This is a genomic window from Bifidobacterium sp. LH_450 (assembly GCF_056356715.1).
This window is the reverse complement of the sequence record NZ_JBKEUU010000002.1, coordinates 154681-171183: the sequence shown is the minus strand read 5'-3', so window position 1 is coordinate 171183 and position 16503 is coordinate 154681. Positions and strand designations below refer to the sequence as shown.

General features: G+C 64.5%; 13 protein-coding genes. 6 read left to right on the top strand and 7 right to left on the bottom strand.

Annotation, left to right across the window (positions count from 1 at the left end):
- Positions 1–89 precede the first annotated feature (89 nt).
- Positions 90–3902: a phosphoribosylformylglycinamidine synthase gene (locus AC1AXT_RS03280; RefSeq protein ID WP_476552841.1), complete on the top strand. Its 3813-nt coding sequence runs from the start codon at positions 90–92 to the stop codon at positions 3900–3902.
- Between the two features lie 83 nt (positions 3903–3985).
- Here the strand turns inward: AC1AXT_RS03280 and AC1AXT_RS03275 are convergent, their stop codons facing one another.
- From AC1AXT_RS03275 to AC1AXT_RS03265, 3 genes are all read right to left on the bottom strand, one after another.
- The gene (locus AC1AXT_RS03275) at positions 3986–4516 is read right to left on the bottom strand and encodes a hypothetical protein (protein ID WP_476539127.1); all 531 of its coding nucleotides are present in this window, start codon (positions 4514–4516) and stop codon (positions 3986–3988) included.
- 86 nt (positions 4517–4602) lie between these two features.
- Positions 4603–5073, bottom strand: a complete 471-nt coding sequence (locus AC1AXT_RS03270) for a hypothetical protein (protein ID WP_476539126.1) — start codon at positions 5071–5073, stop codon at positions 4603–4605.
- A gap of 317 nt (positions 5074–5390) precedes the next feature.
- A complete protein-coding gene (locus AC1AXT_RS03265) occupies positions 5391–6929 on the bottom strand; it encodes a DUF308 domain-containing protein (protein ID WP_476562643.1) in 1539 nt (512 codons plus the stop codon).
- A gap of 286 nt (positions 6930–7215) precedes the next feature.
- Here AC1AXT_RS03265 and AC1AXT_RS03260 point away from each other — a divergent pair, with 286 nt between their 5' ends.
- The gene (locus tag AC1AXT_RS03260; RefSeq protein ID WP_476539124.1) at positions 7216–7815 is read left to right on the top strand and encodes a DUF6591 domain-containing protein; all 600 of its coding nucleotides are present in this window, start codon (positions 7216–7218) and stop codon (positions 7813–7815) included.
- A 314-nt stretch (positions 7816–8129) separates the two neighbouring features.
- Here AC1AXT_RS03260 and AC1AXT_RS03255 read toward each other — a convergent pair whose 3' ends face one another.
- Together AC1AXT_RS03255 and AC1AXT_RS03250 are read right to left on the bottom strand one after the other, a co-directional pair.
- A complete protein-coding gene (locus AC1AXT_RS03255; RefSeq protein WP_476539123.1) occupies positions 8130–8810 on the bottom strand; it encodes a PspA/IM30 family protein in 681 nt (226 codons plus the stop codon).
- A gap of 115 nt (positions 8811–8925) precedes the next feature.
- Positions 8926–10164 (bottom strand): hypothetical protein, encoded by a 1239-nt coding sequence (locus AC1AXT_RS03250; protein ID WP_476539122.1) that lies wholly within the window; start codon positions 10162–10164, stop codon positions 8926–8928.
- Positions 10165–10493: 329 nt separating this feature from the next.
- Here AC1AXT_RS03250 and AC1AXT_RS03245 point away from each other — a divergent pair, with 329 nt between their 5' ends.
- The 4 genes from AC1AXT_RS03245 to AC1AXT_RS03230 all read left to right on the top strand — a co-directional run bounded on the left by AC1AXT_RS03245 (position 10494) and on the right by AC1AXT_RS03230 (position 14331).
- Entirely contained in the window at positions 10494–11678 is a 1185-nt protein-coding gene (locus AC1AXT_RS03245; RefSeq protein ID WP_476539121.1) for an alpha/beta hydrolase, read from the top strand.
- On the top strand, positions 11651–13135 hold the full coding sequence (locus tag AC1AXT_RS03240; RefSeq protein WP_476562928.1) for a phthiocerol/phthiodiolone dimycocerosyl transferase family protein: 1485 nt from the start codon (positions 11651–11653) through the stop codon (positions 13133–13135). The genes AC1AXT_RS03245 and AC1AXT_RS03240 overlap by 28 nt, the downstream gene beginning before the upstream one ends.
- Positions 13122–13781 carry a DUF6320 domain-containing protein gene (locus AC1AXT_RS03235; RefSeq protein WP_476539119.1) on the top strand — a complete coding sequence of 220 codons (660 nt, stop codon included), beginning with the start codon at positions 13122–13124 and terminating at the stop codon, positions 13779–13781. Before AC1AXT_RS03240 ends, AC1AXT_RS03235 begins: the two co-directional genes overlap by 14 nt.
- 148 nt (positions 13782–13929) lie before the next feature.
- Positions 13930–14331, top strand: coding sequence for a hypothetical protein (locus AC1AXT_RS03230; protein ID WP_476539118.1), 402 nt, complete (start codon positions 13930–13932; stop codon positions 14329–14331).
- A gap of 81 nt (positions 14332–14412) precedes the next feature.
- On the opposite strand, the gene AC1AXT_RS03225 is transcribed toward AC1AXT_RS03230, so the two are convergent.
- Positions 14413–14709, bottom strand: a complete 297-nt coding sequence (locus AC1AXT_RS03225) for a hypothetical protein (protein ID WP_476539117.1) — start codon at positions 14707–14709, stop codon at positions 14413–14415.
- Between the two features lie 5 nt (positions 14710–14714).
- Positions 14715–16259 (bottom strand): Y-family DNA polymerase, encoded by a 1545-nt coding sequence (locus tag AC1AXT_RS03220; protein ID WP_476539116.1) that lies wholly within the window; start codon positions 16257–16259, stop codon positions 14715–14717.
- Positions 16260–16503 lie beyond the last annotated feature (244 nt).

Genomic DNA, 16503 nt, shown 5'->3' with positions numbered 1-16503 from the left:
ATACAGGCTCTTTTTTCATTGTCCGTTTGATCCATCCCCGCCGCCACGACCAGCCGGCGGGGCAACCATCACACCAGAAGGAACGACAAGTGGTTTTTCGCATCCATGTGGAGAAGAAGCCGGGGTTCGACGTCGAGGCGCAGCAGCTGACGCATGAACTGCGCACGATTCTCGGCATCGACGGCCTCGAGGCCGTGCGCATCGTCAACCGGTACGACGTCGAGGGCATTTCCGAAGAGCTGTTCGCCCAGGTCACCCAGACCGTGTTCAGCGAGCCGCAGGTGGACAACGCCAGCGCGCAGCTGCCGGACTTCGGCGACGGCGCAGCCGTGTTCGCCGTGGAATTCCTGCCGGGCCAGTTCGACCAGCGCGCCGATTCGGCGAGCGAATGCATCCAGCTGATTTCGCAGGGCGAGCGGCCCACGGTCCGCTCGGCGAAGGTGTACGCGCTTCAGGGCGACCTGTCCGACGCTGACATCGCCGCCATCAAGAAGTACGTCATCAACCCGGTCGAGGCACGCGAAGCCGGCATGGAGCTTCCCGAAACGCTGGCCGCCGCCGTCCCCGTGCCAGCGCCGGTCGAGGTCATCGAAGGCTTCCGCGACATGCCCGACGGCCAGCTGCAGGCGTTCATCGACGAACGCGGCCTGGCGATGGACGAAGCCGACTTGAAGTTCTGCCGCGACTACTTCACCGAAGTCGGCCGCGACCCGACGATCACCGAAATCAAGGTCATCGACACGTACTGGTCGGACCACTGCCGCCACACGACGTTCGGGACGAATCTCGATTCGGTGCAGATCGACGATGACGACGTGCGCCGCGCGTTCGCCAAATACCTGGCGATGCGCGAGGAACTCGGCCGCGAAGGCAAGCCGGTGTGCCTGATGGACATGGGCACGATCGGCGCGAAGTGGCTCAAGAAGAACGGCGTGCTGACCGGTCTCGACGAATCCGAGGAGATCAACGCCTGCACGGTGAAGATCGACGTGGACGTCGACGGCGAGAAGCAGCCGTGGCTGTTCCTGTTCAAGAACGAAACGCACAACCACCCCACCGAAATCGAGCCGTTCGGCGGCGCCGCCACCTGCATCGGCGGCTGCATCCGCGACCCGCTGTCGGGGCGCGCCTACGTGTACCAGGCGATGCGCGTGACCGGCGCGGCCGACCCGACCGTGCCGGTCTCCGACACGATGGAAGGCAAGCTTCCCCAGCGCAAGCTCGTCACCACCGCCGCGGCCGGCTACAGCTCCTACGGCAACCAGATCGGCCTGGCGACCGGACAGGTGGACGAAATCTACCACCCGGGCTACGCGGCCAAGCGCATGGAGATCGGCGCCGTCGTCGCGGCGACTCCGGCCGACCACGTGCGCCGCGAGACGCCGGCGCCCGGCGACAAGATCATCCTGCTCGGCGGCCGCACCGGACGCGACGGCATCGGCGGCGCGACCGGCGCCTCGAAGGCGCACAACGTCGATTCGCTGGAACTGGACGGCGCCGAAGTGCAGAAGGGCAACGCGCCGGTCGAGCGCAAGCTGCAGCGCCTGTTCCGCCGCGGCGAGGCGACGCGCCTGATCAAGCGGTGCAACGACTTCGGCGCCGGCGGCGTGTCGGTGGCGGTCGGCGAGATCGCCGACGGGCTGGACGTCGACCTCAACCAGGTCTCGAAGAAGTACGAGGGTCTTGACGGCACCGAACTGGCGATTTCCGAATCGCAGGAACGCATGGCCGTCGACGTCGCCGCCGAGGACGTCGACGAGTTCCTGCGCTACGCGGCCGAGGAGAACCTCGAAGCCGCCGTCATCGCCACGGTGACCGAAGAGCCGCGCATGGTGATGCGCTGGAACGGCGAGCCGATCGTCGACCTGTCCCGCGCATTCCTCGCATCCAACGGCGCCGAGAAGCACCAGGACGTGCATGTGCCGGCGCAGGGCACGTATGAAGCGCCGTTCGTCGGCGACAAGCAGGGGTCGTTCGGCCAGCGCATGGAGGCGATGCTGCCGGGCATCAACGCGGCCTCGCACAAGGGCCTCGCCGAACGCTTCGACTCGACGATCGGCGCCGGCACCGTGCTGATGCCGTTCGGCGGCGCCCGGCAGCTGACGCCTGCCGAGGCGATGGTGGCGAAGATCCCGGTCGAGCACGGCGAGACGACGACCGCGTCGGCGATGGCATGGGGCTTCAACCCGTGGATCATGGAGGCGAACCAGTTCACCGGCGCCTACCTGTCCGTCGTCGAATCGCTGGCCAAGCTCGTGGCCGCCGGCTTCGAGCACGAGAAGGCGTACCTGACGTTCCAGGAGTACTTCGAGAAGCTCGGCAACGACCCCGACCGCTGGGGCCAGCCGACCGCCGCCGTGCTGGGCGCGCTGATGGCGCAGACCGATCTCGGCGTCGGCGCCATCGGCGGCAAGGACTCGATGTCCGGCTCGTTCGAGGACCTCGACGTGCCGCCGACGCTCGTATCGTTCGCCGTCGCCGTCGGCGACATGCGCCGCGCCACGTCCCCGGAATTCAAGGGCGCCGGCCACCGCGTCGTGCGCATCGCCCCGCGCTACCGGGCCGACGGCCTGACCCCGGATCCGCAGGCGCTGCTGGCCGCGTTCGACGTCGTCGAGGAGCTCGTCTCCTCCGGGGACGCGCTGGCCGTGTCCACGCCGGGCGATTTCGGCGCGGCGCTCGCGCTGTTCAAGATGATGGTCGGCAACCGCATCGGCATTGAGCTGGACGATTCGATCGCCGCTGACGACCTGTTCGCGCCTGCATACGGTTCGTTCTTCGTCGAGCTCGCCGACGACGCGAAGCTGCCCGCCGTGCCGAATCTCGTGGAAGCTGGCGAAATCGGCCGCACGACCGAAGCCTACGCCATGCATGCCGCCGGCGAGACGCTGAACGGCGATGCGCTGCAGGAACTGTGGGAGGGCGGCCTGGAAGGCGTGTTCCCCTACCGCGACGCCGGCGACGCGCAGGCGCAGGCCGAAGCCGCTTCGGCCCAGGCTGCAGCCGCGACGGAAAGCGGGCGCGACAGCGGGGAGGCGGTGCCGCAGATTTCCTACTACGCCGCCGAGAACCGCGCGTTCTATGCCGGCGCCCCGATTGCCCGGCCGCATGTGGTGATCCCGGTCTTCCCCGGCAACAACTGCGAATACGATTCGGCGGCCGCGTTCGAACGCGCCGGCGCCGACGTGACGACGCTGGTCATCAACAACCTCACGCCGGTGGCCGTTGCCGAATCGACGCAGGCGCTGGCGGACGAAATCCGCCGCAGCCAGATCGTCATGATTCCGGGCGGCTTCTCCGGCGGCGACGAGCCCGATGGCTCGGCGAAGTTCATTACGGCGTTCTTCCGCGCGCCGCAGGTCGCCGACGCCGTGCGCACGCTGCTGAACGACCATGACGGCCTGATGCTCGGCATCTGCAACGGTTTCCAGGCGCTGGTCAAGCTCGGCCTCGTGCCGTTCGGCGACATCGTGCCGCCGGACGCCGCCAACCCGACGCTGACGTTCAACACGATCGGCCGCCACCAGAGCCGCCTCGTGCGCACGCGCATCGCTTCGGACCTGTCGCCGTGGTTCAACAAAACGGAGGTCGGCGATATCCACACCGTCGCCATCTCCCATGGCGAGGGCCGCTTCGTCGCCACGCCGGAAATGCTCGCGCAGCTCGACGCGAACGGCCAGATCGCCACGCAGTACGTCGACGCCGAAGGGCGCCCGTCGATGGCGCTGGACGTGAACCCGAACGGCTCGATGCTCGCCATCGAAGGCATCACGTCGCCGGACGGCCGCGTGCTCGGCAAGATGGGCCACTCGGAACGCGCCGGCGAAGGCCTGTACGCCAACGTGCCCGGCAACAAGTTCCAGCCGCTGTTCGAAGCCGGCGTGGAATACTTCGCCGCCTGACGCATAGCATAAAGCAAACCCCCGGGAACGCCGTCAAAAGCCGTTCCCGGGGGTTTGCTTGTCCTATACCAGAAATGGAAAAGTCAGACGTTCGATTTCTTCGCTTGACGCTTGGCTACGATCATCCAGATGCTCCCTACCACGGCGACGATGACCGCGACAAAGAACAGATAGTAGCCTGCGCCCCAGCTGTAATCGTCGGAAGGGACGACGCCGCGATCAGTGAAGTCCCAGTTCAAAAGGAGAAACAGAACGAATGCGATGATATCAAATACGAGAACAGGGATTCCCTTGTCTACGAGCGCGAAGACCAGCGCCGCAATCGCAACCACGGCGATGGCAACGACAATCACCGTCACAATGGCCGCTATTGAAGAGCCGTTGCTGACCGAATCCTTGAGCTTGTTGTACAGCGTTACGAACTTTATCATCGAAGGATCCGCCAGATCCCCGGCCCGCACGCCATCGGACATCTCGTCGGGGTACGTGCGGTATGAGGAGTCCTTCGCCGCACAGGCATACGGCAGGAAGATGCACAGCAGCATGAGCGCATTGCCTATAGCCGCCGTTATCTTCGAAGCAATTGTCTGTGGTGAAGTGGTCTGGTTGGGCATATCCCCTCCTATCCTTTATTTTTGCCCTGCACATGCAGGGCGTACATTAAACTGGCCCCGGCTTCCAGCACACCACGAGGCAGATTTCAGGAAGCCTTCGCCTCCGGAAAACTGAAGTTGAGCTTGGCATCCGGATCGACGCTCATGACGATCGACGTATAGAACGCCTTCGCCTGCTCTTCGAGGATTTCCCGGTTGCTGTCGACATACTCCTGCTTTGCCGTATCGTTGAGAATCTCATTGATCATGTCGGCGGTATCGATTTGAGGAGTACCAAGGCTTAAGGCGCCGTTCTGCTCCACGACCACGCGGTATTCAGGATGGTCATAGCCGATGAACTTGAATTCCGGAATCGAGATGTCGAAGGTGTTCTCACCTGTTTGCGTTATGGCTACGTCCTTGCCCTCGAATCCAAGCTTCGCGTCGAACGTGTATTGAATGAACCGGGCACGCTCGCTGCCGGGAATCTCCATATTGAAGAAATGGCTTTTGTTCTCCTGCGATTTGATGCCGGTAATGCCAAGCCGCAGCAGGGAGACCTCTTTCGTGCGCTCCATTGCATGGATCACTTGGGGATCCGAAGAGCCAGCCTTCTCCTTCAAGGAACTGGGCATCATGCCCGGAAAGAGGCTCCAGATTCCCGTAATGAGCACCATGCCGACCAAGCCACTGATAACGGCAATCAACAGCGTCTTGTATTTGCTGAATTTACTGAATGCAGTGCGGCGGGACATCGCCCCTCGCTTTCCCAGGACAATGGATAGCGCCCACTCTCCTTAGAGCGGCCGCGCTTCTCGGTGAATCATTGACATATATGCGTGCGGATGGTGAAAAGGCCTGCGTGCCGCATCCAAACGGCACACAGGCTTCGCGGTCACTCGGAAGCGATATAAGGAGCGCACTTCTTCTGGAAACGCTCTATATCGGAAGTGAAGTCGTACTTGTCCTTCCACAGCGTGGAGCGCACCTCGGACCACAGCTTATATACGTTCGACCGCATATTCGACCATGCCTTGTAGAAATCGGAACGTTCATTGGTCCATGCCTTGTAGCATTCGGTGCGCTGTTCCGACCACGTTGTGTATTCCACGTTGTCAGGCTTGTCGTCGAGTGCGCCGTCGTAGTACTTATCGTAGACGTCATCCAACGTAGTGTCGTAGATGTCATCGTAGAAATTATCCAGCGTCGTGTCGTACACGGAATCATAGAATTCCTCCGTGGCTTCATCCCAATCCATATCAGGATCAGCTTCGCCCTGCTGGGACAGCAGCTGGAAGTACTTCACCGTGTTGGCAGTGAGCTTTCCGTAGAATTTCGCCGTTTCGCTTTCGAGCGTTGCGTACCAATCCGTCAACGCCTGCTTATTGGCGACATAGGATTCATACGTGCTGCCAAGTTTTCCGTCGGCTTCCGCGAGCTTGGCGTTGATGGTCTCCACCGCACTGGCTTCATCCTCGTCGATGGCTGCAAGAATGCCATCAAGAGTGTTCGCATCGGTCGGCTGCTGGGTCTGCGACGTGTCAGAGGAGCCATTGCCCGCATCCGTGCTCGGAGAAGCGGATTCGTTCACGCTGCCGCTATCTGCGTTTGCATCGCTTGAGGCTGGAGCCGATGCGACATCTTTCGAACCCGACGCGACTGCAGGAGCTTTCGGCATATTAACGCAGCCGAAAATGAGCGCCAAGACCGAAATGCCGACGGCGATTCCGGAAAGAATCCGGTTCACGACGTTCTTGTCAAGGGCGAGGGCCGCGTAGAGCGAAAACCCTGAAAATGCCAGCGATACAAGGCCAAGCACCCATACCAGCCATGCCCCGGTTTTCGGGGTAAGCACAATCAGCAGGATCAACGCGATTACCGACACGGCCAAAGCGCCGATGGACACATACAGCACCCATGGCGCCGGCTTCTTTGCGGCAGATTCCGCATCATTGGCTTCTGGCTGTACACCGGCATTCGCCGGCTGCATGGCTACAGGCTGTGTGGCAGGAGGATTTTGTCCAGCCGAAGCCGCCATCTGCTGCATCATGAGCTCCCGATTCAGTTCGCCGAACAGCACAGCGGATTCCATTTGCGCGTTTGCATTCGCCGGATTCTGCGCAGCGAGCTGCACCATGCTGCCGCCCTGCGGCCCCGGAATCACGTACACGGCATATGCCGACCCGTCAATCCGGGAGGTAATGCTTGCCGTTTTTGCAATGTCGTCTGCCGCGACCAGCGCAAAGCTTTGGCTATGCGCCAGGGAATTTTTCAATGCCTGATATACGACGTCGACCGGTTGCGGAAACATCTGCATCGGCACTTGCAGCATCGTCTGCGCAGGCATTTCCTGCGGCGAAGGAGCTGCCTGAGTGGGCGTCGTAGGCTGGGGCTGTGCCGGACTCGCCGGGGGATTCGATTGTGGATTGGACATCATTCATTCTTTCGCTTCGTTGCAGTTTCTCCTAAGGTTCTTTTAAGCTACCCCCCCCCAAGACGGAAAACTGAGATTACGGGGGCTTTATAAAAAGGACTACAAAACTTGCACATCCCGGGAAAATCAAGGACAGCGCGGCAGTAAAATACAGCGATAAGTGCAGGGTTGGAGAAGATTGGCGACATCCAAGCGTTTCGAAGGCGTATTTTGGTACAATCAGGGCACGTTCCGTTAGTTTTTTTACGTACCGCGAACAGATCAGGATCACGAGGAAGCGACACCGATGCAGGATCAGGCAACCGAGAAGACCGAAGACGCCGGCGCAACCGGCAAGAAGAAGCTCAGCCGCAAGGCCATTTGGATTATCGTAGGAAGCGCCATCGCCGCGCTCGTCGCGACAGCACTGATCGTCGTATTCGTCGTCAAGCCATTCGATTCCGAGCCGGCGGCGGAAGAGGCGGCCTCCACGTCCGAGGTGACGCCATCGACGACCGATCCGATGGAGGTCATCGCCAACTACGAAGCGTTCATGATGGAATACGCCGACTACCTGGAAATGCTCAACAGCGACCAGGGCATCCCCAGCGACAAGGTGGAGGAATATGCCGACTGGATCGCCCAGTTCGACGACATCAACGCGCAGCTCAACGCCGTGAACGACGTCGAACTCACCGAAGAGCAGCAGGAGTATTTCGATGAGGTCATCGACCGCGTCGACGCCCGGCTCAAGGAAGCCTCCGGCGACGACCTCATCGGCATTCCGCGCACCGAAGAGGAGGCCGAAGCGCAGGCCGAGGCGCGCGCGTCGGCCTCGGCGTCATCAGCAGGCACCGCCACCGACGACGCGTCCAGCGACGAATCCAGCGCGGATTCGGCTGAATAGCCCCCTTCCACAGACGACGACGCGACGCCGTGGCAGGATGCTTCCTATGAGTCGTACAGCAAAAGCGATATGGAAATTAGCAGGATATTTCCTGTTATTTGGATTCATCTCCATGGTAGCCGTCGGAAAAATAACCCATTCATTTCGATACTGGTGGGTAGCTGCGATTATTACCGCCATACTCGAGGGCGTCCAAATTGTTGCCGTTATACAGGACCTTCATGACGACAATGACCAGCAATAAATGGTGCGCTTGGCTGTTAGTTCCGTCATCGGCAGCCAGGCGCACCATTCGCTGAATAGTGAGAGTCGGCCTACTCGAGGCCCATTTCGGCCTTCAGCGCCGCCAGCTCTTCGTCGACGCTCGGCGAATCCGCGCCCTGCAGGTAGCGGTCGGCCAGTTCGGACGTGGAGTTGGCGCCGGCATTGAGCTCCGCCTTCGCCTCGGCCTGATCGAGCATGCGGTTGGCCTTGGCCTCCATGCGGTCGAAAGCCTCCATCGAGCTGCGCGCCTTGTCGCCGCCGCTGGTGATGTCGTTGACGTGCTCCTGCGCCTTGGCCGCGGCCACCTTCGCCTTGATGGCGCTCTTGCGCGCTTCGAGCGTGCTGATGTCGCCGACCAGCTTGTCGTGCAGCTGGCGCATCTTCGTGGCGTTGGCGTCCGCGAGCTCGTAGGCCTGCGCCAGGCTGACGCGCGTCGTTTCGTACTGCTGCTTCTTGGAGAGCAGCTCGCGGGCGTCGGCTTCGTTGCCGGCCTTCAGGGCCGCGCGGGCGGCCTTGGCATAGCGGTCGATCGTCGCGTCGCAATCGTCGAGCTGCCGCTTGGCGTTGCGGGCGTCGGCCATGACGCCCGCGGTTTCCGTCTTCACTTCCGCCAGGTCCTGGCGGAGGTCAAGGAGCATCTGGTCGACCATTTTCGAGGGGTCTTCGGCCTTGTCGAGCAGCGCGTTGATATTGCTGCGCATGATGTCGCCGAAACGCTGGAGGATTCCCATGGTTACCTGCTTTCTGTCATTGGATATTGGTTAGTAAGTCTGCTTGAGATTGCTGAAGGTTCGCTGGAACGGTCCAGCTCGCGGACAGGTGCGGCCGCGCCGCGCCGGCTGCCGCTCACCGGCCGTTGCCCGCACCCCCTTCGGGCTGGCTGATCGTTTCGCTCGTTCCCGACGACGAGGTGGCGCCGGCATCGGACGACCCGCCGTTCTCGTACTTGCTCAGCGTCGGATCCGAATAGGTCAGCGGCGTGTTGAGGATGCGTTCGGTTTCCTCCGCCTTCTCCTTGTCGCGCTTGAACTTCTGGCGTACGAGGACGACGATGACGATGCCCGCGCCGATGACGGCGACGGCGATGACGACCCACTTGAGGATGTCGGCGGACGTGGTCGTCTTCGTCATGATGCGCGAGGCGGTGCTGTCGAAGGCCTTGATGATGACGTCGTCCATCGACATGTCGGAGTACCAGTACTCGCGCAGGTACGCCCAGAAGATGTCCTTCGCTTCGGTGTCCATGACGGCTTCAGCCTGGTTGCCGCTGATCAGCGCCATGTACCCGACGGTGTCGGCGTCCTTCTCGGCAAAGTACATGAACAGCAGGCTCGTGCCGTTGTCGATGTGCTCGTCGTAGTACTGCTCGGCATACGCGTTCTTCTCGCTGTCGGTGGTAAGCGACGCGTCGTAGCTCTTCAGCACCACGTAGGGCTGGATGCCGGTCTTCTCATAGAACGCCTTCAGGCCGCGCTCGGTCGTCGACAGGCTGGAAATCCAGTGCGTTTCGTCGACGACGTCGTCCATGTCGTAGGAGTTCGGGTTGTCGACCTTCGTGCGGTTGGCCGTGCTCGCCGGAATGTCCCCCGACACCGACGAAGCCCCTGAGTCGCCGCCGGCTCCGAAGCCGACGATAAGCAGCACGACGAGGATGACAGCCAGTACGGCGATGATGATGCCCGTATGGCTTTTGCGAGGCGCGCCCTGGTCGTCCGGACCGCCCTGCGGCGGCGACGACGATGGCTGCGGAGCCGCCCCTCCCCCGGTTGGGATGAAGACCGGCACGATCGTCGTGCGCCGGCGTGGCGGCCTATGGTACGGACCGCCGAAGAAGCCGCCGAAGCCCGGAGCGGGGCCGCCGTGGCCGTGCGGGCCGCCGGGCCCTCCATGACCGCCGCCATGGTGGCCTCCCCCGGGCCGCCCTCCTCCGAACATGCCGCCGGACGAGCCGCCACCGGGGCGGCCGCCCCCGAAGGAGCCGCCGAACGAACCGCCCGACGACCCGCCGCCGGGCCGGGAACCGCCGAATCTGTTGCCGCTCGTCGATCCGCGGCCGCCGCCGCTGCCTGCCCCTGGCCTGCCCATAATCCCGCGTCCTTTCCCCGTGCCGGCGCACGCATCGCTGCATGCCGCGCGGCGGATTCCATGCCAATGGTTCCCCGTGGCCCACCGTAGCGCGGATTGACGGCGCGGGAACGGCGAATCCGCGGGCACCGAAATTCCCCTCATCGTATCAGGCGTCGCACGGGGGCATCGGGCGACATTCCAAAACCGCCGTTTCCCGCATTCTTCACTCCCTTTTCTCCACCCGACTTCCCGCTTTTCCTCCCGTCGCGGGATGCGGGTGCATCGGCGCGTTCGAGACGGCATAATGGAACGGCCGGCATGCAGCCGCCGGCGGAAGGACGGTCGACATGCCCATTCCCAAGGCGCTCTATGCCGCCATCACCCACCTGACCCCCGACGCCAAGCACGCCTACAAGCTCCAGCGCGTCGTCGAAGGCGTCGGCTCGCGCCTCGAAGGAGGGCTGCGCGGCCAATGCGCCGTGCAGGACATCCGCTTCACGCTCGAGGACGGCTACGCGCTGCCGCTGCGCATCTTCACGCCGCTGCAAGCCGTCCGGGAAACGAAGCGTGCGGCGAGCGCGCCGGAACCGGCCGGCGGCGACGTGACGGCCGTGCTCGAAGCGCTCGAGCATGAGGAGATCGCCCGCGAACTGTTGCCGGCAGACGGCAGCGCAACGGAAGATTCCTGCGCCGTGCCGAATCTTGAAGACCCCGCGGCGATGCCGGCGCATCTCAACGGCACGATCGTGTTCATCCACGGAGGCGGCTGGGCCACCGGCAGCCCGCAGCTGTATACCGACGCCTGCGCCAATCTGGCGGCGCAGACGAACCGGCGCGTCGTATCGGTCGACTACCGGCGCGCGCCCGACCACCGGTTCCCGCAGGCCGCCGAAGACTGCTATGAAGCGGTGCGCGCCGCGATGGACGGCTCGCTGGAGCTGCCCGCCGTCCACGGCATCGAACAGCGCATCCTGCCGCAGCGCGTGACGGTGTTCGGAGACAGCGCCGGCGGCAATCTCACGGCGGCAGTGTCGCTGATGGCGCGCGACCGCGGCGAATTCGCCGTGCCGCAGCAGATGATGCTCTACCCGTGCCTGAACAACGACTACGACCCCCACACCACGCTGTTCGATTCGGTGCGCGAAAACGGCTCCGACTACATGCTCACCGCGCAGGACATGGCCGACTACGTGGCGATGTACCGCTCGAGCCCCGCCGACCTGCTCGACCCGTACTTCGCGCCGCTCAACGCGACGTCGCTGGCACGCCAGCCGCGCACGCTGCTGGTCACCGCCGAATTCTGCCCGCTGCGCGACGAGGGGGAAACGTACGCGCGCGGGCTGCAGGAAGCCGGCAACGACGTCGCATGCTATAGGATTAAGAACGGGGTGCACGGCTACTTCCTGTATCCGCGCGTTTCGCATCTGGTGACGGACACCTACCGGGTCATCGGGCATTTCCTCGACGGAACCCCGCTGGAAGCCGCCGGGGGAAAGGAGACGGGTTGGCGCCGCATACTTGGTACCGATTAGACAACGTCGGCAAGTTCTATTCGGCGCAGGCCGGCCGCTCGCTGCAGACGGTGTTCCGCTTTTCCGCCGCGATGGACGACACCGTCGACCCCGAAGCGCTGCAGGAGGCGCTGGACGCCGCGGTCGAGCGGTTCCCCAGCTTCAATGTCAGCCTGCGCAACGGGCTGTTCTGGCACTACCTCGTGCAGGCCAGCGTGCGGCCGCTGGTACAGCCCGAGCACCTGCCGATATGCAGCCGGCTGCACGAGGGGCAGCACAGCACGCTGTTCCGCGTGACCTACCACCGCGAGCGCATCAATCTCGAGGTCTCGCACATGGTGTCGGACGGCCGCGGCGCCCTGCCCTTCTTCAAGGCCATCGTCCACGAATACATCGCGCGCCGCTACGGCGTCGAAGGCGTGCCGTCCGACTATGCCGGCTCCGATACCGACAAGGCGGAGAACAGCTTCGACAAATTCTTCGAGAAGGACAAGGCGGCAGGGACGCCGGGAACCCGGATCTTCCGGCTGCCGGGCATGCAGGACCGTTCGGCGCCTACGTTCGCTGAATTCCATGTCAGCGCGGCAAGCGTGCTGGACCGCGCGCACCGGGCGGGCGTGACGCTGACGGCGTACCTGGTGGCCGCCGTCGTCTGCTCGGTGCGCCAGTGCATGCCGCTGCGCGCCCGCAGCCGCGCGATCCGCGTCGACATTCCGGTGGACCTGCGCGGCTTCTACGATTCGGAAACGGTGCGCAACTTCTACGGCATGACCTACGTCGCCTACGTGCCCGGCGACGCCGACGCCCCGTTCGAACAGGTCGCGCGGCAGGTCGCCGGGCAGCTGAAGTCGGCGACGGGCCGTGAACGGATCGCCGGGTACATGAACACGATGGTGAAGCTGGAGAAGAACCCGGTGCTGCGCGTCGCCCCGTCCGCGCTCAAGGACCTCGCGCTCGACGCGGCGCAGCGGATCGCCGAGCGGCAGACCACGACGACGCTGTCGAACGTGGGGCGCATCCGCTTTCCAGGGCCGCTGGCGGCGCATATCCGCAGCGTGTCGATGCTGACGACGCCGGCGGGGCTGAATTTCACCGTCTGCTCGTTCGGGGACGACCTGTGCATCGGCATGTCGTCGATCTACCACGAGCTGCAGGTCATGAAGAACCTCGTGCGGCTGCTTGCGTCGCAAGGCGTTGAAGGCACGCTCGACGTCGCCGGCGCGCTGGTGCAGGAGCTGCCGCAGCCTGGGAGTACACCCCCTGAAGATGACGGCAAGCGCAAGGATGGCAACCCCGATGCCCATATGGCAAAGGGACGACCGCGAAAGAAGAGGAAAGACCAGAAGGAGAAGGAGAAGGAGAAGGAGAAGGAGAAGGAGAAGGAGAAGGAGAAGGAGAAGGAGAAGGAGAAGGAGAAGGAGAAGGAGAAGGAGAAGGAGAAGGAGAAGGAGAAGGAGAACGACGATGCTGCGTTGTAACGCCTGCCACGCCGACTTCACCGGCTACCTGGCACGCTGCCCGCTGTGCCAGGGCGAGCTGCGCGGCGAGCCGGTGCCCTCCCCGCTGCCGTCGCAGCGCGTGTTCCTCCATCCGCGCCAGATCGCCGTGCAGATCGTGTCGTTCGCCGTGTGCGCCGCCATCGTGCTGCTGGCGTTCTTCACGTACTGGTTCCACTGGCCGTGGCGAGTGGCGCTCGCCAGCGGCCTGTGCCTGCTGGCGACGATGCTGTACGCGAACAACGGCATCCTGCGCGCCGTCGGCCCGCTGCGCATGCTGTTCCGCGCGTTCTACCTGGTGCTGGCCGGCTCGGCGATCTGGTTCGCGCTCACCGGCAGCCGCATCATCACGATGATGGTCGTGCCGATCACCTGCATCGCCGCGATCGCCTTCAGCGCCGTCGTGCTGATTGTGCTGCGCCTGGAGGCGCTGGAACGGTTCTTCAAGTACTGCGTGTTCAACGTCGTCTTCGCGCTGGTGCCGCTGCTGTTCATTGCGCTGGGATGGGCGCCGTGGAAGCTGCTCGCGCTCGTTTCGGCGCTGTGCGCGGCGCTGTTCGCGTGCGGCCTGGGCATCTTCGCCTCGCGGCTTGTCGGCCGCGAGTTCCGCAAGCAGTTCAGCGCCTAGCGCCGCCGGCCGAATCGTTCACTCCTTCAGCTGAGTCGGCCCCGCCACGCCGGCGTGCGCGCGTAGCGTGGAATCCAGATGGATTCATGAACGCCTGCGCCGGAGCCCACGCCCCGCACGCAAGGTTCCAGCGAAAAGGGGAAACATCATGTCGAATGCAACGAACGGTTCCGACGAGCCGAAGAAGATCGTCGACGCGACGGCGGCCGACGGCAAGCCGAGCGTGGTAGATACGCGCAGCAAGCTGTCGCCGGAGGAGCTCGAGCACAAGATTTCCAGCGAGCAGCAGGCGGCGGCCGCCAAGCACTATCCGGCCGGGGTGGTCCTTGCGCTGGTGTTCAGCGCGCTGTTCCTCGTGCTGATGATTCTGGAGGCCTGCGCCGGCACCCAGCAGAAGTACCTGTTCTGGATGGCGATCGTGCCGTTCATCCTGTGCGTCTGGGGCTTCACCGACGCCTACAAGCCGAGCAACAAGGAGCATCGCGGCATGGCCGGCAGCTGGATTGCGGCCGTCATGTTCGTCGCCGCGTTCATCATCGGCATGTTCTGACGGGCCGTCAGCGAACCTTCTGGCGGCCGCCCGTGCTGCGTCCACCGCCACGCCTCCGGCTTACGGCCGGGGGCGTTTTCGTCATTCCTCGCGGGAGGCCCGATGCGCGGCTTCGGCCGCCTCGAGCGCGTCGTCGAAGCCGCGCAGCGCCGCGAAGGGCATGAACTGCGCCGCCCGCGCCGCCATCGGCATGCGCGGGTGGCGGCGCGGTTCGGGCCGCGGCAGCCCGATGATGTCGTCGTACGGTCCCGCAGCCTCCGGCTCCGGGGGTTCCTCCGGCCCACGCGGTTCTTCTAGCTTCCGCGGTTCCTCCGGGCCATGCGGTTGCGGCAGCCCCCATGGCCCCTGCGCCGCCTGCGGCTCCGGGGGTTCTCGCATTTCCTTCATGCCGCATGGCCTCCGATCTGCATATTGCGCTGGCGCCCCGTCGCCGCCTCGTCCAGGCTCATCGCCTTGATGACCGCATTGGCGCCGAACTTGCGCTTGATGGCAAGCATCGTGCGCTGGATGTCCCCATCGCGCGCCTCGCCGTCATCGCTCGCCCCTTGCGCTTCCCCGGCACCGGCGAGCGCCTCGAACAGGTCGGGCTGTTCATAGGCGGCCGGCGGCGCGTCCTGCGGGCCGCGCACATGGCATGCCGTGACGTTCAGGCGCCGCACGAGCAGCGACGGGTCGACGATGTCGTCGTAGATGGCGCCGATCGCCTGGCGGATGGCGTCGGCCGACGCGGTGAAGCATCCTAGGCGCCGGCTGCCATGCACGCTTGCCGGCCGGCGCCGGCCGTACCGGTCCATGGAGAGCGGCCCGTCGTAGGCGTGCGCCGCGTTGCGCCCCGCGCCGAAACCCGGACCGGAGCCGAGACTGGAGCCGTCGAAAGATACGGCAAGCGCCACCTCGTCGGTCGTCGCCGAACGCGCCGTGAGGTCCAGCGCCAGCTGGTCGGCCATTTCGCAGGCGACGATGCGCGCATCACGGGCGTTATAGGGCCGCTGCAGCACCTGCCCTTCGCCGTGGCTGTGCGCCTGGGGCGCATAGGCCTTGATGTCGGCGATCGTGCACGGCTCCCAGCCCCATGCATGGTCGATGAGCAGCTCGGCGTTGACGCCGAACATGCGGTAGAGCAGGTCCTCGTTGTAGTACTCCCCCGGGCTGCCCAGCGAGCAGCGGGCGATGTCGCCCATCGTCGCCAGGCCGTGACGCTCGAGCCTGCGGGCGATGCCGCGCCCCACGCGCCAGAAATCGGTCAGCGGCCGGTGCGCCCACAGCCGCCGCCGGTAGGACGCTTCGTCGAGCTGCGCTATGCGCACGCCGTCCTCGTCGGCGGGGATGTGTTTGGCGACGATGTCCATCGCCACCTTCGCCAGGTAGAGGTTGGTGCCGATGCCGGCGGTGGCGGTGATGCCGGTGCGCCGGCAGATGTCCGCGACGATGCGCCGGGCCAGCTCGTGCGCCGTGCACCGGTAGTAGCCCAGGTAGTGCGTGACGTCGATGAAGACCTCGTCGATCGAATAGACGTGGATGTCGTCGGCCGCGGCATAGTCGAGGTAGATGCCGTAGATGGCCGCGCTCGTCTCCATGTAGTAGGCCATGCGCGGCCTGGCGATGACGAACGACGCTTCCAGCGCCGGGTCGGCCGCCAGCTCGGCGGCGTCGGCCGACGCGCCGCGCAGGCGCCTGCCGGGCGCGGCGAGCCGGCGGCGTTCATTGACCTGCCGCAGCGTTTCCCTGACCTCGAACAGCCGCGGGCGCCCGGCGATGCCATAGGCCTTGAGCGACGGGGAGACGGCGAGGCAGATCGTTTTGTCGGTGCGCGACGGGTCCGCGACGACGAGATTCGTGGCCAGCGGGTCCAGCCCCCTCGCGGCGCACTCGGCCGAAGCGTAGAACGACTTCAGGTCGATGGCGAGGTACGTGGGCTGCTGGGTCATGCCCCCAGCTTAGCAGCATTCGAACAGGTGTTCGAATCGTGTCGCGCCATCCGGGTGCCCCTGCTCCGCCGAACCGCTTCGTATCGCGGACGCCACCGCCACACAGAAAGCTTGGGCCCTGCATCGGGCCGCAGTCCAGCATTCGAAAAGAATGCGTGCGGATACGGCGCGAAACCGCCCGACTGTACCCTTCGGTTGTTACGCTGGTAAAGCAAATCCCGCGCGTCAGTAAAGGAGCCACGGC

Bases quoted from the DNA above. Each gene is read 5' to 3' on its own strand.
- AC1AXT_RS03275 (WP_476539127.1), bottom strand. From the start codon at position 4,516: ATGCCCAACCAGACCACTTCACCACAGACAATTGCTTCGAAGATAACG.
- AC1AXT_RS03270 (WP_476539126.1), bottom strand. From the start codon at position 5,073: ATGGAGCGCACGAAAGAGGTCTCCCTGCTGCGGCTTGGCATTACCGGC.
- AC1AXT_RS03265 (WP_476562643.1), bottom strand. From the start codon at position 6,929: ATGTCCAATCCACAATCGAATCCCCCGGCGAGTCCGGCACAGCCCCAG.
- AC1AXT_RS03260 (WP_476539124.1), top strand. From the start codon at position 7,216: ATGCAGGATCAGGCAACCGAGAAGACCGAAGACGCCGGCGCAACCGGC.
- AC1AXT_RS03255 (WP_476539123.1), bottom strand. From the start codon at position 8,810: ATGGGAATCCTCCAGCGTTTCGGCGACATCATGCGCAGCAATATCAAC.
- AC1AXT_RS03250 (WP_476539122.1), bottom strand. From the start codon at position 10,164: ATGGGCAGGCCAGGGGCAGGCAGCGGCGGCGGCCGCGGATCGACGAGC.
- AC1AXT_RS03245 (WP_476539121.1), top strand. From the start codon at position 10,494: ATGCCCATTCCCAAGGCGCTCTATGCCGCCATCACCCACCTGACCCCC.
- AC1AXT_RS03235 (WP_476539119.1), top strand. From the start codon at position 13,122: ATGCTGCGTTGTAACGCCTGCCACGCCGACTTCACCGGCTACCTGGCA.
- AC1AXT_RS03230 (WP_476539118.1), top strand. From the start codon at position 13,930: ATGTCGAATGCAACGAACGGTTCCGACGAGCCGAAGAAGATCGTCGAC.
- AC1AXT_RS03225 (WP_476539117.1), bottom strand. From the start codon at position 14,709: ATGCGAGAACCCCCGGAGCCGCAGGCGGCGCAGGGGCCATGGGGGCTG.
- AC1AXT_RS03220 (WP_476539116.1), bottom strand. From the start codon at position 16,259: ATGACCCAGCAGCCCACGTACCTCGCCATCGACCTGAAGTCGTTCTAC.